General features: G+C 64.4%; 17 protein-coding genes. 3 read left to right on the plus strand and 14 right to left on the minus strand.

What is annotated here, in order from left to right:
• Positions 1-134 precede the first annotated feature (134 nt).
• The 10 genes from HYN69_RS00500 to HYN69_RS00545 all read right to left on the minus strand — a co-directional run bounded on the left by HYN69_RS00500 (position 135) and on the right by HYN69_RS00545 (position 9641).
• Positions 135-830 carry a ribulose-phosphate 3-epimerase gene (locus tag HYN69_RS00500; protein ID WP_108434011.1) on the minus strand — a complete coding sequence of 232 codons (696 nt, stop codon included), beginning with the start codon at positions 828-830 and terminating at the stop codon, positions 135-137.
• Positions 831-833: 3 nt separating this feature from the next.
• Positions 834-1634 (minus strand): alpha/beta fold hydrolase, encoded by an 801-nt coding sequence (locus HYN69_RS00505; protein WP_108434012.1) that lies wholly within the window; start codon positions 1632-1634, stop codon positions 834-836.
• A complete protein-coding gene (locus tag HYN69_RS00510; RefSeq protein WP_108434013.1) occupies positions 1624-2448 on the minus strand; it encodes a sugar phosphate isomerase/epimerase family protein in 825 nt (274 codons plus the stop codon). The genes HYN69_RS00505 and HYN69_RS00510 overlap by 11 nt, the downstream gene beginning before the upstream one ends.
• The gene (locus tag HYN69_RS00515) at positions 2448-3524 is read right to left on the minus strand and encodes a Gfo/Idh/MocA family protein (RefSeq protein ID WP_108434014.1); all 1077 of its coding nucleotides are present in this window, start codon (positions 3522-3524) and stop codon (positions 2448-2450) included. The genes HYN69_RS00510 and HYN69_RS00515 overlap by 1 nt, the downstream gene beginning before the upstream one ends.
• On the minus strand, positions 3525-4745 hold the full coding sequence (locus HYN69_RS00520) for a class II D-tagatose-bisphosphate aldolase non-catalytic subunit (RefSeq protein WP_108434015.1): 1221 nt from the start codon (positions 4743-4745) through the stop codon (positions 3525-3527). It lies immediately after the preceding gene.
• A complete protein-coding gene (locus tag HYN69_RS00525) occupies positions 4742-5683 on the minus strand; it encodes a sugar kinase (protein WP_108434016.1) in 942 nt (313 codons plus the stop codon). Before HYN69_RS00525 ends, HYN69_RS00520 begins: the two co-directional genes overlap by 4 nt.
• Before the next feature lie 4 nt (positions 5684-5687).
• The gene (locus HYN69_RS00530; RefSeq protein WP_108434017.1) at positions 5688-6434 is read right to left on the minus strand and encodes an ATP-binding cassette domain-containing protein; all 747 of its coding nucleotides are present in this window, start codon (positions 6432-6434) and stop codon (positions 5688-5690) included.
• On the minus strand, positions 6427-7485 hold the full coding sequence (locus tag HYN69_RS00535; protein WP_108434018.1) for an ABC transporter permease subunit: 1059 nt from the start codon (positions 7483-7485) through the stop codon (positions 6427-6429). Before HYN69_RS00535 ends, HYN69_RS00530 begins: the two co-directional genes overlap by 8 nt.
• Before the next feature lie 116 nt (positions 7486-7601).
• Positions 7602-8588 carry an ABC transporter substrate-binding protein gene (locus HYN69_RS00540; RefSeq protein ID WP_108434019.1) on the minus strand — a complete coding sequence of 329 codons (987 nt, stop codon included), beginning with the start codon at positions 8586-8588 and terminating at the stop codon, positions 7602-7604.
• Between the two features lie 147 nt (positions 8589-8735).
• On the minus strand, positions 8736-9641 hold the full coding sequence (locus tag HYN69_RS00545) for a sugar-binding transcriptional regulator (RefSeq protein WP_216824628.1): 906 nt from the start codon (positions 9639-9641) through the stop codon (positions 8736-8738).
• Positions 9642-9844: 203 nt separating this feature from the next.
• Here HYN69_RS00545 and HYN69_RS00550 point away from each other — a divergent pair, with 203 nt between their 5' ends.
• From HYN69_RS00550 to HYN69_RS00560, 3 genes are all read left to right on the plus strand, one after another.
• Positions 9845-10747: a tagatose-bisphosphate aldolase gene (locus HYN69_RS00550; RefSeq protein WP_108434020.1), complete on the plus strand. Its 903-nt coding sequence runs from the start codon at positions 9845-9847 to the stop codon at positions 10745-10747.
• Position 10748: 1 nt separating this feature from the next.
• The gene (locus HYN69_RS00555) at positions 10749-12125 is read left to right on the plus strand and encodes an ROK family protein (protein ID WP_108434021.1); all 1377 of its coding nucleotides are present in this window, start codon (positions 10749-10751) and stop codon (positions 12123-12125) included.
• 165 nt (positions 12126-12290) lie between these two features.
• Entirely contained in the window at positions 12291-13337 is a 1047-nt protein-coding gene (locus HYN69_RS00560) for a glycosyltransferase family 4 protein (RefSeq protein ID WP_108434022.1), read from the plus strand.
• Positions 13338-13353: 16 nt separating this feature from the next.
• On the opposite strand, the gene HYN69_RS00565 is transcribed toward HYN69_RS00560, so the two are convergent.
• From HYN69_RS00565 to HYN69_RS00580, 4 genes are all read right to left on the minus strand, one after another.
• Complete coding sequence (locus tag HYN69_RS00565; protein WP_108434023.1) at positions 13354-14718, minus strand: M16 family metallopeptidase; 1365 nt, start codon at positions 14716-14718, stop codon at positions 13354-13356.
• On the minus strand, positions 14715-16052 hold the full coding sequence (locus HYN69_RS00570; RefSeq protein ID WP_108434024.1) for a peptidase M16 family protein: 1338 nt from the start codon (positions 16050-16052) through the stop codon (positions 14715-14717). Before HYN69_RS00570 ends, HYN69_RS00565 begins: the two co-directional genes overlap by 4 nt.
• A 271-nt stretch (positions 16053-16323) precedes the next feature.
• Positions 16324-17367 carry a GlxA family transcriptional regulator gene (locus tag HYN69_RS00575; RefSeq protein ID WP_108434025.1) on the minus strand — a complete coding sequence of 348 codons (1044 nt, stop codon included), beginning with the start codon at positions 17365-17367 and terminating at the stop codon, positions 16324-16326.
• Between the two features lie 69 nt (positions 17368-17436).
• A complete protein-coding gene (locus HYN69_RS00580; RefSeq protein WP_108434026.1) occupies positions 17437-18669 on the minus strand; it encodes an aminopeptidase P family protein in 1233 nt (410 codons plus the stop codon).
• Positions 18670-18681: the final 12 nt, after the last annotated feature.

Here is an 18681-nt window from a genome sequence, read left to right on the forward strand (position 1 = left end):
GTCATCGAAGCGTTTAGCGCCGGCAGATGACGGAAACGTTACGCTTTCATGACAGTTCGATGACACCGCAGCCCGCCCTGATGACCGCTCGCCGGACGGCGCCTTACCCGACCAGCCTGTTTTTGCCCGGATCGTCAGCCAAGTCCGTGCAGCCACGCCATGCGGTCGCCCAGATCGGGCGCCCCGAACGCAAGCGAGCCGAGCACGACCGTCTCTGCTCCGGCACCCCGGAGCAAGGGGACGGTCGTGTCGCGGATTCCGCCATCGGCCGCAAGGACGGTGCGCCGCCCCGAGCCTGCGATGAACTTGCGCGCCTGACCGAGGCGGGTCGTGGCGGCGGGGTCGAGCCCCTGTCCCTTTACCCCGATCGCCGTGCCGAGCAGCGTCAGAAAGTCGAGCCTGCCGACCCAAGGCGCAATCCTGTCGACGGGCGTTTCGACGCGCAAGACCATGCCGGATTTGAGACCCGAGGTCTCGATCAGATCCAACGCCTCGGCTGCATTGCCGTTTTCGGCATGCACGCTGATAAGGTCTGCCCCCGCTTCGGCAAATTGCGCGATTTGCGGCATCAGCACGGCGTCATCGACCATCAGATGCACATGGATCGGCAAGTCGGACACATCGCGGATGCGGGCCACGAGGTCGGGAAAGAACAGGAAGGCCGGGGCAAAGATACCATCGGCCACGTCGATATGCAGGACATCGGCATGGGGCCGGATCCGCGCCATGTCATCGGCAAGGCGGACCAGATCGGCCGACCAGACCGAAAATTCGGCGATCAGCCGGTTTGCGGGCAAATGGTCCATCCAGTCGGCATTCGGGCGGGGCATAGATCAGATCCTTTCGAGAAAATCGGTCATGGCAGCGTGAAGGGCTGCGATATGGGCGGACTTGTCGTCGCCCTTGGGCGGAAGCGTGATGTGTCGCGCGCCGGGGATGAGGGCGGCGAGGTGCTGCGACAGGTCCAGAGGGTGGATCGCGTCCTTACCGCAGCCCATGACAACCACAGGCAGGTCAAGCGCGCCAAGGTCTGCCGTGCTGACCCCCGGCCCGTCGCGCGAGATGGCGTTGAGCAGGATTGCCGTGCGCGACACCGGATCGCGGGCGAAGAAACCGGTAAGCGAGGACAGGTTATCGGGCGAAGTGGCGGCCAGATGCGCCGCGGTGTCCGATTGCAAAAAAGCCTCGCGCGCTTCGGCCACGGGCAGACGCATCAGGGCGATACCCACTTCGGCATTCGGGGCCATGTTCGGCGGGGCGGGGTCGGTCAGCCATGCGGGGCGCACAAGCACCAAGGCCGCGACAAGCTCGGGCCGCAAGACGGCAAGACGCAGGGCAATGGCGGCCCCCATCGAAATACCGCCAATCACGACGGGGCGGCCAAGGCCAGCGGCCAGTGCCGCCACGTCGTCTGCGAACTTGGCGATGCTTGGCTGGGGGTCGAAGTCGGATGCGCCATGGCCGCGACATTCCAGCGTCAACCGCCGGAAGCGCGGGTCTCGGGGGAAGGCTTCCGCCGTCTGGCGGGCATCGCCGCAAAGCCCGTGCTGGAAGATGACGGGCAGGCCATTGCCCCCCGCGTCATGGACCGCAAGCCGGAAACCATCGGCGAAAAGGAAGCGGTCAGTCTGCATCGCAATCCCGCAGGAACGCCGCCACGCCGGCGGCTTCCCCTGCCGCCAGCCCGTGTGTGACAAGGTCGCCGTCAAAGCCCGCCCGCCGCAGGCTGCGGATGAAATGGGGGAAATCGACCACGCCCTGACCCGCCGTCGCAAAGCTGCCGTCGGGATGGCGGTCCTTGGCATGTGCCATTGCAATGCGGTCGGCCAAAAGATCGACCGCGCGGGCGATGATGTCGTATCGCGCGATATCGCTGGCCGTTTCGAACAGGTTGGCGGGGTCGAGCACGATGCAAAGGGCGGGGCTTTGCAGCGTGTCGAGCAAAAGCCGTGCCTTGGCGGGGCCGTCGACCACGTTGGCGAGTTCGGGTTCGATGCCCAGTTTCACCCCCCGCGCCTCGGCAAGCGCGCAGGCCTTGGCGACTTCGTCGAGCATGTCGTGCCATGCCTCGGGTGATGCGTTGTCGGGATGGTGCGCCCATTGGTCGACCGGATCGCGCGTGCCGGTGCAAAGCGTGACCATTCCGGTTCCCATCGCACCTGCGGCGTCTATCAGCACCGACAGTCGCCGAAGGCCTGCCGCCCTGTGCGCGGGGTCGGGGTGGGCCATGTTGTAGGTGCCGGAGACGGCAGCCAAGGCAACGCCCGTGTGATCTGCGGCCGCCCGTATCGCGGCGCTTTGTGCAGGGCTGATCGCGTCGGGCATGGCAGGAAGCCCCGCACAGGCCATGTTCCATTGCACAGCCCCGTAGCCCGCATCCCGCGCCGCCGACAGGACGGTGACAGGGTCGGAACCGGCGAAGGTCTTGGCAAAAATTCCCAGACGCATCACACCTGACCTGCGGCTTCGTCGATGCGGACGGGTCGCTTCATACGCACCGATTGTGCGATTGCCACCATGGCGCGGACCGAGGCGATACCGTCTTCCAGATCGGCCCCGGCCATTGGCGCCCCGCGCAAGACGACATCGGCAAAGCCTTCCAACTGGCGGCGGTAAAAATGTCCGTCGGCCCCAAGAACGCGGCGGCTGGCGCCTTCGGCATCGTGGAAAATGTCGACCTCGGAGGATTTGTAATACCACGGGTTATAGGTCTTGCCGATCACGCTGCCGTTCGCGCCATAGATCTGGAAGCCTTCGTGCCAGTCCATCCGCACGGCAACGGTCAGGTCCAGATGGCCGAGCGTGCCGTTTTCGAACTCGACATCGACGAACCAGCAGCGCATCCCGCCACGGTTCAGCAAACGCGCATCGACCGCCGTGATCGGCCCCGCGAAATAGCGGGCGGTGTCGACAAGGTGGCTGCCATGGGCAAGCATGTAGTAGCGGTCAAGATCGGCCTTGGGGTCGCCCGCGGGTTTGCGGGCGTTCTTGCTGGTGACCATCAGCGGCTGGACCGCATCGGTCATCGGGTAGCGGTGCGTGCTGTCGCAATACCACGCCTTGAGCGCCACAAGATCACCCATGCCATCGTCGATATAGGCCTTTGCGGCCTGCAACCCCGCATCGAACCGCTTCATATGCCCGACCTGCAAGACGCAGCCCGAAGCCGCCGCCACAGCACGCAGGCTCTCGGCCTCTTCGACCGAGGTGGCGAGCGGCTTTTCGCACAGCACATGCTTGCCGGCTTCGAGCGCGCGCTTGGCGGCAGGAACGTGGAAGGCGTCCGAGGTGGCGATGATCACCGCCTCGAGGTCGGGATCGGCGAGCATGGCATCGTAATCGGCGAACTGTTTTTCGGGGGAATGGGTCGCGGCCATGCGTTCGCGCAGGTCATCGGCCACATCGCAGATTGCGTAAAGCGTGCCGTTCCTCGCCTTGGTGCAGCTTTCGAAATGCGCGGCTTGCGCGATGGGGCCGCAGCCGAGGACGCCGACACGCAGCAGGCGGTTGTCTTTCTTGGGCATTCAGTCCTCGCAGGCTTGGCGGTAGCGGCGCACGACGGCGCCGACCATGGTGTCGATGATGGTTTCGGGCAGGGTGGCGGGGTCGCTGGACCTGACCATGCCGCCGGTGACTTGCGCGACGAGGCCGGGTTCGGGGGTCGCAGCGCGGAGTCTGTCGTAAAGAGCGGTGACGGCGGATTGCACATGGGGGCGGGGCCAGTAGTAGCGAACGCGATCCGACAGGCCGTAGAGCATCATCGCCGCTTCGCGATCATCTGCGGCGACATAGGCGCGCCAATCGGACGGGTCGTTGTGCATGGTCTGGCGGAGCGTGGTTTCGACATTCGAGGGAAGGCCCAACATGCGTCCAAGGGCTTCCATCGCAAAGACCGCCTGACGAAAGGCAAAGGTAAGTTCGGGACCGACCTTGAGGATGGGAAAATGGCCCCGGACGAGGGCTGCGAGCGATTGCGCGGATTGGTAGTCGGTCGAGTGCGCCTCGTATAGCGGGCCGTTTAGCGCGGGGGCGGCGGCGCAGAGGGTTGCGGCGGCGGCGGGGGCGAATGGGTAGATGCGGTCATTCCCGAAATCGACACCGGGTTGCACGACGATGGCGAGGATGCGGTCGAAGGGGAGGCCGCGGTCGGCAAAGGCCATGCGGTGCAGGGCAAGGGTGCGGGTGACGGCTTCGGGGGTGGTTATCCCGAGCGCGTCGAGAGGGGCGACCTCACCGCCCGGTACGGGGACTTCGGTGCCGATGACGTAATGCGGGCGGTGGGGTTCGGCAACGGCTGCCAGATCGGCGGCACGGGCGGCCATGGTTTCTTCGGTCAGCGTTTCGCCGCCGCAAGCCATGGATGCGTCGAGATGTATCTTGGTGAAGCCTGCGCCGGAGTAGGCGGCGACCATCTCGCGGGCGTTGGCCATGGCTTCGGGCGCAGGCAGGTGTTTCCACGGGTTCGGGCCGAGGTGGTCGCCGCCGAGGATGATGCGGGCGGGGTCAATGCCTTGGGCGCGGGCGATTGCATGGACGAAATCGCGGAAGGTGGCCGGGGTCATGCCGGTGTAGCCGCCGTGCTGGTTCACCTGATTGCAGGTCGCCTCGATCAGGATCGGCGCGCTGTCGTCGCGGTAGCAGCGTAAGATCGCGGCCAGCGTTTCGGGATGTGCCGTGCACCACGAGGGAAGGCCGACGTGCCGCCCGCCCCGGTTTTCGGCAATGATACGGTCAATTCCTGTCATGCGCCCGCCAACGCCGCTTCGATTGTGGACAAGGTGGCGTTGCCTTCCATCGGGCCAAGGGCCGAGACGGCAAGCGCCCCTGCTGCAACGCCTCGGGCGAGGGCATCGGGCGCGGCCATACCTGCGGCAAGCAAAGTCACGACCGTGCCGCAAAAACAGTCTCCCGCGCCGGTCGGGTCTATCACGGTGACGCGGGCTGCGGGCAGGCCGGTGATCGTGCCGCCTGATTTCAGCACTGCGCCCTTGTCGCCGCGCTTCAGGGCGATGTGGCGGGCCGACAGGCTGGCAGACCAGTCGGCAAAGGTGGTGTCGGGCCAAAGCAGGGCTGCATCGGCGTCCGAGGGCAGGACATAATCCGACAGCGCGATCAAGGCGCGGACGGTTTGCAGATAGCCCGCGTCGGACACAAGCTCGGTGCGGATGTTGGGGTCGATGGAGAGGGATACTCCGGCACCATGCAGCGCGGTGCAAACGTCGAACACCGCCGCCCGCATGGCGGGGTCGCCAAGGGCAGAGCCCGACACGTGCAGCACCTGACAGCCCGCCGAAAGGAAGCCGCGCACGGCCTCGTCCCCCTTGGGGAAATGGGCGGCGGCGGAATGGGCCATGTTGAACACGAAATCGCGGCTACCGTCGGAGTTGTAGCTGACATGGGCCGAACCCGTCGGCACCCCCGCCACGCGACGGATCAGGCTGGCGGAAACCCCGTCGCCCACCAGCCGGTCGAATATCACCGTGCCGAAGGCATCGGTTCCCACCGCTCCGGCAAACACTGCCCGTGCTCCGCAGCGGGCGGCCTGGTCGATGAATATGCCGGGCGCGCCGCTAGGAAAGGGGCCGCGATAAGCGGCGGGCACAAGGTTGCGCCCGTCCTTTTGCTCGCAGACGAATTCCACCAGCAGTTCGCCCAAGGATCCGATGACCGGACCTGACGGCATGGGATCAGCCCCCCACCATCAGCTTGACCACCTCGTCATGCGTGGTATCGGCGATGCGGCGTTCGCCCGCCATGACGCCACGCCGCAAGACGACGATCCGGTCGGACACGGCGAAGATGTCTTGCAGGTTGTGGCTGATGAATATCACGCCGCGCCCTTGGGCCTTGAGCTGGTGGATCAGGCTGATGACCTTGCGCTGTTCGGGCACGCCAAGGGCGGCGGTCGGTTCGTCCATGATCAGGATCTGCGCGTTCCAGTAGACCGCGCGCCCGATGGCCACCGCCTGCCGCTGCCCGCCGGAAAAGTTCGACACCGGCGCGTCGAGGCGGTTCACGTGGAAGTCGAGCAGCGCCATGGTTGATTTCGCAGCTTCGGCCATCTTCTTGCGGTCGAGCACCGGCAGGAAGCCGAAGGCTTTACGCATCGGCTCGCGGCCAAGGAAGATGTTGGCGCCGATGGTGAGGTTATCGGCAAGGGCGAGGTCCTGATAGATCGTCTCGATCCCGCTTTCGCGGGCTTCCTGTGGTGACGAGAACGACACTTCCTTGCCCTTGAGCATGACCTGACCGGCGGAGGGGCGATAGACGCCCGAGATCGCCTTGATCAGCGTGGTCTTGCCTGCGCCGTTGTCACCGGCAAGTGCCACCACTTCGCCGGGGTTCACGTGCATCGTCAGGTCATTCAGCGCCTGCACGGGGCCGAAGTTCTTGGACAGGTTGCGGACTTCCAGAAGCGGGGTCACGTTATTCACTTTGGCGTCCCCCCGAGATGCGGCGCTGGGCTTGGTCGATCAGAACCGAGATGATGATGACGACGCCGACCGAGATGAATTGCCAGAACGGTTCGACGTTTATGAACACCAGCCCGTATTGGATCACGGCGATCACGAAGGCCCCCGCGACGGTGCCAAGGATGGTGCCCGACCCGCCGAACAGGCTGGCCCCGCCGATCACCACGGCAGCGACCGAGTCGAGCAGCAGCGGCTCACCCGCCTGTGCCGCGCCTGCGGTGAAGCGGGCGGCGTAAAGCACTCCGGCCAAGCCCGCGCAGATGCCTGACAGGATATAAAGCCGCAAAAGGTGGCTTTTGATGTCGATGCCGGCGCGGCGGGCGGCCTGTTCGTTGGCGCCGATGGCGTAGTTGTGCTGGCCGAAGCGGGTTTGCGACAGGATGTAATGCATGATCAGGACGAAGATCGCCGTGATGATGATGATCCACGGAATGCCGAAGATGCGGCCGTTACCCATCATGGCGAAGAACTCGTTCTTGACCGGAACGGTCGTGCCGCCAGCAAGCAGGAATGCCACGCCCCGCGCCACGCCGAACATGCCGAGCGTGCCGATAAACGGCGGAACCCGCAGGCGCGAGACAAGGAGGCCGTTGACGAAACCGGGGATCATGGCGACGCCGATGGCGACGACCGTGCCGAACAGGACGGCCATGGGTGCCCCCATCGAAGGGGCGGCCCAGTTGATTACATGCGCGGCGACCACGGCCGCAAGCCCCATGATGAAGCCCATCGACAGGTCGATCCCGCCCGAGATGATGACAAAGGTCTGCCCCGTCGCCAGCAGCAGGGGCGCCACCGCGAAAATTGCGATCGAGGTGATGTTGTATGGGTTGAAGATGAAGCTGCCGCCAAAGGAGGCGCGGCTCCACGCCTCGAACCCGACGATCAGCGCGGCCAGAAACAGCCACGCCCGCAAGTCGGCGATGCGCTGGATCACGGTGCGGGATTTGTCGGCATGGTCTGCGGGTGGCGAGACATGCCCGCTGCTGGCTGGCGGCCCTTGGGTCGTCATGAGGAAGCTTCCTGTCGGCTGGGATGGCAAACCCCGGTGTCATGGCGCAGGGCCGGGCACCGGGGCGCTGGTCTTGGGAGCAAATGCCCCTGCCGGTCAGGCAGGGGCGTGATGGATCACTCGGAGTAGACGTATTTGGCGATTTCCGGATCGCTGACGTTGTTCTTGTCGATGATGGTAAAGCCCGTGCCGATGCTGACCGGGATCGAGTTGCCGGTCAGGTGGGCATAGGCCGAAACCACGCCGTAATAGCCGATTTCTGCCGGATGCTGCGCGATGGCGACATCGACGAGGCCGGTCGAGAGGTTGTCGACGATGGAACCGGGTGCATCGAAGGCCACGACCTTGACGTTGCCCGACTGTCCGGCCTGCTGCACGCCGTTGGCGGCGCCAAGGGCCGAGAACAGGTTGGCGCCGAACACGCCCTTGAGGTCGGCTTCGCGGGCCAGAACGCCCTGAAGCTGCGAGGCGGCCTTGTTGGCGTCATTGTCGTTGAACTGGGTTTCCAGAACCGTGACGTTCGGGAATTCTTCGGCCATGGCCTGCTTGAAGCCTTCTTCGCGCTGGTCGGTGGTAGAAATGCCCGGCTTCACGTTCGACACGTAAACCTTGCCCTCGCCGCCGATGGCTGCTGCCAATGCGCGGGCCGCGATCTTGCCGCCAAGCACGTTGTCGGACGCAATGTAAGACAGTGGGAAGTCGGCATCGCCTGCGCCGGTCTGGTATTTGCCGGTGCCGATGAAGGTGTCGACGGTGATGACCGGAATACCCGCGTCATGCGCCTTGCGAAGCGGCTCGACGAGCTGGGTGGTGTCGGTCGGCGCGATCAGAATGGCGTCGGGCGCACGGGCGATGACGGCATCCAGAACCGGAACCTGCGTGACGGGGTTGAAGTCGGGCGCACCCTGGAACACCAGTTCCACACCCAGCGCATCGGCGGCAGCCTGCGCGCCCTTTTGCATGGTGATGTAGAAAGCGTCCGTGGTCAGGCCCGGAATGAGCGCGATGGTGAACTTTTTGTCTTGCGCCTGCGCCGCGCCCAGACCGAGCGACAACGACAGCGAGACCGCAGCGACGGCCCCCAGAATCGAACGACGTTTCATGTGTTTCTCCTCCCATTGAGGCCGGCATCGCCTGCTAAAGGTCTATGCACCGGTCCCGGTTCACGTAGGGCAAGTGAACGCATCGGGCGGGCTTCGGTCAAGAGAAATTTTTTGCAGCAAGATTTTGCTGCACTTGCGAAAAGGATTTCACACGCCCGCGGCAAGCTGGTCGAGCACGGCCTGCGCGGTCTGGGCATCGGTCACCAATGCGTTGATAAGGCGGGCGCGGGCGGCCCCGATGATCGACGCGGCCTTCGCCTCGCCCGCTGCGACGCCGATGCACAGCCGTGCACGCCGCAGTTGATCGGGCGTCACCGCGATCAGGCGGTCGGCACCCTCCCAGTCGATCGGGCGACCCCGCACGTCGAAGTAATGGCGGATCACATCGCCCGCCGAATCGACCAGTTGCTGTTCGGATGGCGTGGCAAGGCTGGCGTCGGGCGCGTTCAGGGCATGGGGCAAGCCCACGCCGACCACGGCCACGTCGATCCGGTCCCACAGCGCCACCGCCTCGCGGATTGCGGGATCGGCAAGGAAGCTGTCGCGCGCCTCGGCCGAAGGCAGGAAGGGCGCGTGCAGGAAATATGCGGTTCCACCGGCCTGTTCGGCAGCCATGCGGGCAAATTCGTTAATCTGGAAATGCGCGTGATGCTGTTGCATGCCCCCTGTCGCGGGCACGACCAGAACCCCCGGCATGGCGGGAAGCCCCGCTTCCAGCACGGCACGGATCGCACGGCCCCACCCCAGCGCAAGCACCGACCCCGGCCCGATATTCGCGGTTTTCAGCATGGTGCCAAGCGGCGCCGAAAGTGCAACGCCCGCGCTGCCAGCGGGGGTTTCCACCACCGACACGCGGCGCAGGTCCAACTGTCGTTCCAGTTGTGCGCCAAGCGCATCGGGCACGACCAACTCGCGCACCTCTATCCGCACGATCCCTTCGGCCCGTGCCCGTTGCAACAGGCGCGAGATCGTGGCGGTGGAGACGCCAAGCTGTCTGGCGATCTGCACCTGGGGCAAGTCGCCCTCGTAATGCAGTTTCGCCACCATGTGCATCAGCGCCCGCGTTTCGCCAGCGTCGGGGGAAGCTGTCTGTGACAGATTGCAATTCCTTTCTGCAACGTGTTACACCATCCTATCACCATAGCAGCCCCGCTGCGTCTGACAACGGCCAACTTGGCACGGGATAGGGCGATGCGAGGCTGGCTTTACAGCCCGTCATGGCGCGGGACAACCAGACAGGCAAAGGCAGGACCGCAATGACCCGAATGACCACAGCCGAACGGCGCGGCTACCAGCTGATCTGCGGCGACGAAGGCGCTATGATGGTCATCGCCTGCGACCAGCGTGGCGGCATGCGGACCATTCTGGCCGACACCCCCGAGGAACAAGCCAAGATCGGCACCGATATCCTTGGCCACACCAAAATGGACATCGCGGCCTACCTTGCCCGTCACGCGACTGCCGTTCTGGTCGATCCGGTCTGCGCGCTGCCTGCGATGATCGACGAGGGGATGCTGCACCGCCAGACGGCGCTGCTGGTGGGTCTCGACGATTCCGGCTTTGGCTCGACCCCCGAGGGCTACCGCATTTCAAAGCTGGTGCCGGGGATCACGGCGCGCAAGGTGCGCGAGTTGGGCGGGACCGGCGGCAAGATCATGGTCTATCTGCGGTCGGATACCCCCGATGCCAACACCGCGAACATCGCGCTCTTGAAACAGGTAATCGACGATTTCGCTGCGGAAGACCTGCTGTTGGTCGTGGAATTCCTGACCTATGCCCTGCCGGGCGAAGACAAGGCCACCCATGCCGCCGCCGTGCCTGCGCTGATCGAGGGCGGGTCGCGGATATGTCTGGAACTGGGATCGAAGCTTCTGAAAATTCCCTATCCGGGAACGCCGCAGGCTTGCGCCAACGTCACGGCGATGTGTGGCGATGTGCCTTGGGCCGTGCTGTCGGCGGGGGTGGATCATGCGACCTTCCTTGGTCAGGTGGAAACCGCGATGGCCAATGGCGCATCGGGGGTGATCGCGGGGCGGTCGCTGTGGAAGGATTGCATCTCGCTTGACCGTGCGGTGACGAAAGAGCGGCTGACCGATGTGGCGCTGCCGCGCCTGCGGGAAATCCAGGCGGTGATTGGCCGCTACATGCCGCGCGGCTGACATGCGTGACACGATCGGGATCGACATCGGCGGAACCAATATCCGCGCGGCGAGGATCGGCGCGGATGGGGTCATCAAAGACCGCCGCGCCGTACCCAGCCAGCGCGACGCTGCGGCCTGCCTGCGTTTGTGCCGGCAACTGGTGGCTGAACTTCGCAGCGAGACCACGGTTTCGGTCGGGGTCGGGGTCCCCGGTCAGGTCGATTTCGCGGCGCAACGGGTGCTTTCGGGCGGCTATGTCGATCTGTCCTCGCTCGATTTCGCGCGGCTTCTGTCCGAAGGCACGGGGCTTTTTGTCACCATCGACAACGATGCCAACATGGCCCTTTTGGGCGAGGCAGCGGTGGGCGCTGCACAAGGCCTGTCGCATGCCGTCATGCTGACCATCGGCACCGGCATAGGCGGAGCGATCCTCGACAACCGGCACTTGCTGCGCGGGCGCGGGTCTGCGGGCCAGTTGGGCCATCTGACGGTCATCCCCGAAGGGCGCGCTTGCGTCTGTGGCCGCAAAGGCTGTGTCGAGACGGAAAGTTCGGGCACGGCCTTCGGTGTGCATCTGGCCGAAGCCGGATTGCCCGCATCGACGCGCGTGCAAGACCTGCTGGACCGGCCCGACGATCCGGCTGCAGCGCGCGTCTTGCAGCGCTGGGCCGCGCCGTTGCGCTGTGCGATCGACACGCTGATCGCAACGCTGTCGCCGCAGGCTGTCATTCTAGGGGGCGGATTGGGCGCCGCGGCGCATTCCGCGCTATCCTTGGTTCCGGCCCGGAAATCTTGGTTCGATGCGCCGGTGCTTGCCGCCTCGCTGGGCGACGATGCGGGCGTGATCGGCGCGGCCCGTGCAGGCCGGCCACGCGGGCGGCGGGCCATTCTGGTGAACGGGGTGCCTGCCTCGGGCAAATCGACGGTCGCGAAACAGATTGCGGCCGCAACCGGCTGGGCGGTCATCGCGCTCGACACCATCAAGAACCCGTTTCTGGCCGAGCTTTCCCCCGTCGACCGGATGATGAACCGCACGCTCGGCCGCGCCGCCTATCAGTCGATCTTCGACCTCGTCGCCGAATTTCCACAAGATGCGACCGTGATCGTCGACGCCTGGTTCGGTTTTCAGCCGCCCGAAGTACTGACCACGGGTCTGGCAGACGCCGGCGTTACCGATGCGCTGGAAGTCTGGTGCCATGCCCCGCCGGAAATCGTCGGCGACCGATACGGGGCGCGGGTCGCAACCCGTCAGGCTGGCCATCCGGGACTTGAATACGTGCCGGAACTGGTCGCCCTTGCGCGGCGGGCCCGACCTCTCGATCTTTTCCCCCGCCTTGACGTCGATACCACTCTGCCGCCGGATCAGGCCGCATGGCGCAGGTTTCTGGGCGTCTGACGGGCAAAACAAAGCCGACATCCCCTCGCCCGACACCCCGCCTGAAAACGGGACGCAGCCCTGCGGAAACCTTGGCCGGACGAGCCGCGTTACCAGTCTGATAGCCCTGCGCCAATCGCAGCGGCAGATCGACTGGATCGGCACCAGAACGGACCCAGAACTAGAATGCGGATTTTGTTCACCATCGGTAATGCCTATCTTCCCCAACGCTCTGGCGGGGCGCAATCCAGCACGAAACAGCTTGTCGAGGAACTGAGCGCGCAGGGGCACGAGGCTGCCGTTCTGAGCCGTCTGAGCGGTGGCGGCTGGACCGAGGTATCGTCCCGGATCAAGCGCAGCATCGGCCGTACGCGCTTTTCCAGCGACAGGCTGGCCGGCCATCTGGTCTATCGCGCCTGGGATCCGACCGACACGACCGAAGTGGTCCGCAAATTCCGCCCTGACGTTGCAATCGTACAGAACGGTAACACGATCCCCATCGCCAAAAGCCTCGAGGCGCATGGCGTTCCCGTCGTGCTCTACTTCCGTAATGTCGAGTTGGCGGAACTCGAAGGGTCCCCGACAGAACTGACACGGGCGCTGTTCGTGGCGAACTCGCAATTCACCGCCAACCGTTACCACGAAGCGTTCGGGATCACCTCGACGGTCATTCCCCCGCTGGTGAACCCCGACCTGTATCGCACAGCCTCTACCCGGACCAACATAACCTTCATCAACCCCTATCCGGTCAAAGGACTGGAGGTCGCACTTGCCGTCGCGGGGCAATGCCCGGACATCCCCTTTACCTTCGTCGAAAGCTGGGGCATCGACACGGACCTTCGCGCATGTCTCGACCGGCGTCTTGCCGGTTTGCCCAATGTAACCTTGCATCCCCGCACAACGGATATGAAGTCCGTTTACGGCAAGGCCCGCATCCTGCTGGTGCCAAGCCTGTGGGAAGAGGCCTGGGGCAGGGTCGCCACCGAAGCCCATTTCAGCGGCATCCCGGTCATCGGCTCGCGCCAAGGCGGCCTGCCCGAGGCGATAGGCCCCGGCGGGCTGACCCTCGATATCGGTGCCCCCATCACGGAATGGGTCGCGGCGGTGCGGCGGCTGTGGGACGATCCGGCCGAATATGCCAGACTGTCGGAAACAGCGCTCAAATTCTCGGAAAGACCGGAAATGCAGCCCGGCTATCAGGTGAACCGGCTTCTCGAAGTGCTGGGTGCCTGAAAAATCCGGCTGCCGCTCACGGGCAACCGGCTGCTTGGTCAGGGGATGTGATCACGCATGCCCCCGGCAAGGCGGCGGCGTCGGGTGACACCGCAAGCACGATCATTCCGTCCGGTTTCGGAAAGGCCTGCGCCGCACGCATCATGACCGTAACTTCCGTGACGTTACCCACAATTTCCGGCAAGGTCAGCGCCATTTCCGGGTCTTGCCCGTCCAGCAGCGCCATCAGGCCCGAGAAAGACGCGGCACCCGGCAGCGTTGCCGTCTCTGCGCCATTTGCCCTGAACGGCTCTTTGCGGGCGGCAAGGTCGCCCATTTCGGGCATTTCGATAAACTCGGCATAGGCTTTGCGAACCACTGTCTCGGCTTCGGCCAGCTTTGCGGTTTCCACCTCTCCCGACAGGACCAACACCCGCAGGTCGCGCGCATAGGCGTCAAGGCTTGCGCCAAAGCCGTAGCTTGCCCGCAAACCCGTTCGTACCGCATCGAACAAGACGCTGGTGTCACCCCCGCCAAGCGCAGTGGCAAGCAGCACATCCTCGAATTCGCTCCCCTGCCGCGTGGGCGGAAGCGGTCCGACAAAAACGAGGGTCGAGGTCTTGGCCTCCGGCGCAACGAGCAAGATGCGTCTGGGCGAAAAATCCCCGCGCGGCGCCGGGGACGCCACCGCATCGCCCTGGCCAAGCCCCGCGAAAAGCGCATCGACATAGGTGCCCGCCTCATCCGCGCCGATCTCTCCGGCCACCACGATCCTTGCGCCGCTGCGGACCACCGTTTGGCGATGCCACTCCACAGCCTCGGCGCGTGTCGCTTCCGCGATCATCGCGGGCGGATCGACCGACAAGGCCCGCCGCAGCGGCGTGTCGCCCAGAACTGCCCACCGCAGCGCATCGTAACCGCGTTTGGCGGGTTGCATCGATACTTCGGCCATATGCGTGGCAAGACCCTGTTGCAGGCGGCCGAACCATGCCTGAACCATCGTCGGCTGCGCCAGATGCGCCGCCGCAATCCCGACGGCCTTTTCCATATTCTCCTTTGGCGCGATCAACTGCCCGTGCAGATGGTCGACGGTCACCCACATCGTGCCCTCGGCATTCAGGTCGGCAAAGGTTTCCACAACCTCGCCCGCAGGAAACCCCGCCGCCCCGCCTGCAAGGATAAGGTCGGTGCCGATATAGGGCACGGCCTGATTGACATCGTCGCGCATCGCCCAGTTGCTTGGCCAGGCGATCTGGATCGCCACATCCTCCGCTGCAGGAATATATAACCGCGCATATGCCATGCCGCCGGGGCTGGTCTCGATCGTTGCGCCCGCCTTCTCCTCGGTCCGGCACGCGGCCAGAACGGTCAGGGCAAGCGCGGCGGCGGCAAAGGTTCTCATGGGTTCGGGTCCGTTCCTATAAAGGCAATGGCGGTGCGTCCGGGGCCGGCAAGGGCCGCGAGGATGGCGTCGATGCCTGCAGCATCGATCAGCGCGTCGACTTTGCGGATTTCGCGTTCCGGTTTGGGGTCGCGCAGGGCCGTCACCCGTGCCAGCGTACGGTCTGCCATCCAGCGGGCGGTTTCGTCGTCGTCCGACCAGTCGGGCCAAAACCCCTTGAACCGTTCACGGACGCGGTCGTAGGTTCTGGCGGGCACACCTTTGGCAGATGCCGCAAGTGCGGCTTCATAGGCGGACTGCACTTTGGCAAAGCCGATACCCCTGTCCGGCTCGGCCGAAAAGGTCAGTTCGATGTGGCTTTCGTCAACGGGGGTGATCGCGATGCCGAAGCTCTGGACGACAAAGGCATCAAACCGCAGCGGCCCGGCAAGGCCGCCCGGAAGATTGGTGTCGAGGATATCGCGGGCCAAGGCGCTCTGCGCTTCCAGCAGGTCGAAATCCACGGGTTCGGGCAAGGCCACGACCTTGCGCCAAATCATGCGCGGCGCCGCGTTCGGATCGGGGTAGCGGAAACTGCGCATCCCGACTGCGCCAAGGACAAAGCGGGGCGGGGCGATGTCTTCGCGTTGCGCGTAAAGATCGGGAAAGCCCGCGTCGTCCATCGCATCGGTCAGTTGCCGTTCCGGGATCTCACCGAAGACCACCAGACGCGCGCGGTCCGGGCGGTGTGTTTCGGCGTGAAAGGCCCTGGCGTCGTCATAGGTCTGCGCCCTTATCTGTTCGGGCGTGCCGATGACCGACGCGGCGATTGCATTGCCCTCGTACAGGAACGCCTCCATCTCTTCGGCCGCCCGCGCATCGGGGTTGTTTCCCACACGCAGGTCGTATTCCCGCAAGATGACATCGCGCTCGGACTCGGCCATGTTGCGCGGCAGGTCGATGGGATCGAACACCCCCTTCAGCCGCCGCAACATGTCGGTCAGGTCCCCGGGCGGGCCCGCAAGCCAGTAGCCGACGGCAAATCGGTTGGTCCAGGCGTTGCTGTCGCGATCTTCGGGGCGCGAATCCTTGCCGATGTTGGGCAACCAAGCCAGATGTTCGACGTAGTGGGCGCGGGGTCCGTTTCCATCCGGATAGGGCAGAACGACCAATGCTTCGATCTTATCCGGATCGAAGGCGGGTGACAGCAGCGTGCTACGATCATCCCCCTGAAACGGACGCCAATCCATGACCACGGCGAAAGTCATCACGGCCACGATCAGGGCGATTGGCCCGTAAAGACCGGTCAAGGACCGGAACGGCGTCGGAACCGTCAGGATCGGGCGTCGCTTCATCTAAAGCGGTCTTGGCCCGGCACCCCATCAGGGCCGGCTCTGACCCGGTCGTTCTCGATGCCGGCCAAACCTGTTTCCAGATATGAGCGATGCGGGATCAACCATCCAAAGAACAAGCCGTCTTACCCCTTACCACGCCAGGGTGAACCATACCGGCGATCCGCAGACGCCCACTGTTCCCGAGTTCATCAAATCGGCAGAGTGTGTGTCAAGAGCGATACACAACCCCAAGCATATCTCGCTCGATATGCCGCGCCGCGCTGCAGCCCTGTCACGGTGACGGCGCAGCACCCTGTCCGGCAATCGGCTTCGGGGTCGGGCCTACGTTCGTCATGAAACGGGGCGCCATGCCGTAGGCTTGGCGAAAGCATTTGGCAAAGGCGTTCGCGCTGCTGAACCCGCAGGCATAGGCGACCTCTTGCACCGAAAGGTCCGTTTCGGTCAGCAAAGCCCGCGACCGTTCCAGCCTCAGTTGCCGCAGATAACGCTTGGGCGAGGTCCCGACATAGCGCAGGAACATGCGTTCGATATGTCGGCGCGAGATGCCAAGACTTTCCGCCAGATCGGACAGATCGATCTCGGCTTCGATATCCGTTTCGAACTTGCGTATGACCGCGACGAGCACCGGATTTCGCACCCCGAGCGTCGAAGAAAGCGACAGCCGCTGCTGCAGGTTTGCGGGGCGCTGCTGGCCATGCAGGCACATTTTCAGAACTGCGTCGCCAAGGCGGGCACCGTGCCGACGTGCGACGATTTCGCAAAACAGATCGGTCGCGGCGGCGCCGCCCGCACAGGTCAGGATCCGGTCATCGATGCAGTAAAGCTGTTCAAGCGGGGTAAGCCGCGGAAAGGTCGCGGCAAAAGGCGGAAGGTTTTCCCAATGCAGGGTGAACTTCCGCCCTTGCAACAGCCCCGCCTTGGCCAAGGCATAGGCCCCCGTGCAAAGACCGCCAACCGTCCGGCCGCCCCGCCATTGCGCGCGCAGCCAATCGGCCACAGGGCGCGACGTGGATTTTTCCGGCTCGACCCCGCCGCAGACGAAGACCATCTCGCGCGGTTTCGTTTCTCCGATCGGAGCATCGACGGTCACCGACATTCCGTTCGAACATGTGACCGGCGCTCCGTCCTCCGACAGGATCGTCCATTCGAACAGGGCGCGGCCAGCCAGTTGATTGGCGATACGCAAGGGTTCGATGGCGGAAGAAAAAGCGATCAGGCTGAAATTGTGCAAAAGCACGAATGCCACAGGAACGGGTTGGTCGATGCTGGGCACCGGCACATGCGCGACACCTTTGGCGACGAAATTGGCGGTCATGTCGATGTTCCTGCGCGGGAGGTCACAAAGGGTTTGCCGCAGCGCCGGAACGCTGCGGCAAGGGTGGTGTTACTGCGCGGCCTTGCGCTTGCCTTTGACGATCAGGTGCTCGGGTCCGTAGGGGAAGCCGGTGATGTTGCGGTTGCCCTTGTCGGTGATCACCAGGATGTCATGCTCGCGGTAGCCGCCCGCGCCCGCCATATGGTCCGGAATGGTGATCATCGGCTCCATCGACACCACCATTCCGGGCTCCAGAACCGTGTCGCAATCCTCGCGCAGCTCAAGCCCCGCCTCGCGGCCGTAGTAGTGGCACAGCACGCCGAACGAATGGCCATAGCCGAACGAGCGGTATTGCAGCAGGTTCTCGGCCGCATACATCTCGTTCAATTCCTTGGCGATATCGCTGCACTTGTTGCCCGGAACCAGCAGCTCCTTGCCCTTGTCATGGACCTTGCAGTTGAAGTCCCACAGCCGGATATGCTCGTCGCTCGCGTGTTCCGCAAACAGCGTGCGCTCCAGCGCCACGTAGTATCCGGCCACCATCGGGAAGCAGTTGAGCGACAGGATATCGCCCGCCTCGATCTTGCGGCTGGTCACCGGGTTATGCGCGCCGTCGGTGTTGATGCCCGACTGGAACCACGTCCAGGTGTCCAGAAGCTCGCCATGCGGCCAGATGCGGGCGATCTCGCGGACCATGGTGGCGGTGGAATGCAGCGCGACCTCGTGCTCGGGGGCGCCGACCGCGATGGCTTCCACCACGGCGCCGCCGCCGATATCGGCGATGCGGGTCATCTTTTCGATATGGGCGATTTCCTCGGCCGATTTGATCATCCGCAGCTTCATCGAATGGCCTGCGATGTCGACGAATTCCACGCCGGGGAATTCGGACTTGAGCAGGTTCAGCGTGTCGATGGTGATGTGGTCGAACTCGATCCCCAGCCGCTTGACGCCGCCGGTCAACTGGCGGATCGCGTGGAAATAGTTGTCCTTTTGCCAGTCGGTATAGGTGACATTCTTGCCACCAAACGTCCGCCGCCACGGCTGCCCGCCGTCAATGCCCGCAGAAATCGACGTGGCGACCGAATGGTCCACCAGAAACCCGTAGCGCCGCCCGAACTGGCAGAACATGAAATCCGAGTAGTAGTTGATGCAATGGTAGCTGGTGAACAGCGCGGCATCGATGCCTTCCCTGGCCATCACACCCCGGATCGCATCCAGACGCCGCTGCATCTCGGTCGCCGAAAACGTGGGCGCAACGGGCGTGCCGTTGCCGACATAGTTCTGAAGTCTCTCGCGTTGCATGGGTAAAATCCT

This window comes from Gemmobacter aquarius (genome assembly GCF_003060865.1).
Lineage (GTDB): Bacteria > Pseudomonadota > Alphaproteobacteria > Rhodobacterales > Rhodobacteraceae > Paragemmobacter > Paragemmobacter aquarius.

What these genes read in the sequence shown, in the direction of transcription:
- HYN69_RS00500 (WP_108434011.1), bottom strand. Translation starts at nt 830, where the DNA reads ATGCCCCGCCCGAATGCCGACTGGATGGACCATTTGCCCGCAAACCGG.
- HYN69_RS00505 (WP_108434012.1), bottom strand. Translation starts at nt 1,634, where the DNA reads ATGCAGACTGACCGCTTCCTTTTCGCCGATGGTTTCCGGCTTGCGGTC.
- HYN69_RS00510 (WP_108434013.1), bottom strand. Translation starts at nt 2,448, where the DNA reads ATGCGTCTGGGAATTTTTGCCAAGACCTTCGCCGGTTCCGACCCTGTC.
- HYN69_RS00515 (WP_108434014.1), bottom strand. Translation starts at nt 3,524, where the DNA reads ATGCCCAAGAAAGACAACCGCCTGCTGCGTGTCGGCGTCCTCGGCTGC.
- HYN69_RS00520 (WP_108434015.1), bottom strand. Translation starts at nt 4,745, where the DNA reads ATGACAGGAATTGACCGTATCATTGCCGAAAACCGGGGCGGGCGGCAC.
- HYN69_RS00525 (WP_108434016.1), bottom strand. Translation starts at nt 5,683, where the DNA reads ATGCCGTCAGGTCCGGTCATCGGATCCTTGGGCGAACTGCTGGTGGAA.
- HYN69_RS00535 (WP_108434018.1), bottom strand. Translation starts at nt 7,485, where the DNA reads ATGACGACCCAAGGGCCGCCAGCCAGCAGCGGGCATGTCTCGCCACCC.
- HYN69_RS00540 (WP_108434019.1), bottom strand. Translation starts at nt 8,588, where the DNA reads ATGAAACGTCGTTCGATTCTGGGGGCCGTCGCTGCGGTCTCGCTGTCG.
- HYN69_RS00545 (WP_216824628.1), bottom strand. Translation starts at nt 9,641, where the DNA reads ATGCACATGGTGGCGAAACTGCATTACGAGGGCGACTTGCCCCAGGTG.
- HYN69_RS00550 (WP_108434020.1), top strand. Translation starts at nt 9,845, where the DNA reads ATGACCCGAATGACCACAGCCGAACGGCGCGGCTACCAGCTGATCTGC.
- HYN69_RS00555 (WP_108434021.1), top strand. Translation starts at nt 10,749, where the DNA reads ATGCGTGACACGATCGGGATCGACATCGGCGGAACCAATATCCGCGCG.
- HYN69_RS00560 (WP_108434022.1), top strand. Translation starts at nt 12,291, where the DNA reads ATGCGGATTTTGTTCACCATCGGTAATGCCTATCTTCCCCAACGCTCT.
- HYN69_RS00565 (WP_108434023.1), bottom strand. Translation starts at nt 14,718, where the DNA reads ATGAGAACCTTTGCCGCCGCCGCGCTTGCCCTGACCGTTCTGGCCGCG.
- HYN69_RS00570 (WP_108434024.1), bottom strand. Translation starts at nt 16,052, where the DNA reads ATGAAGCGACGCCCGATCCTGACGGTTCCGACGCCGTTCCGGTCCTTG.
- HYN69_RS00575 (WP_108434025.1), bottom strand. Translation starts at nt 17,367, where the DNA reads ATGACCGCCAATTTCGTCGCCAAAGGTGTCGCGCATGTGCCGGTGCCC.
- HYN69_RS00580 (WP_108434026.1), bottom strand. Translation starts at nt 18,669, where the DNA reads ATGCAACGCGAGAGACTTCAGAACTATGTCGGCAACGGCACGCCCGTT.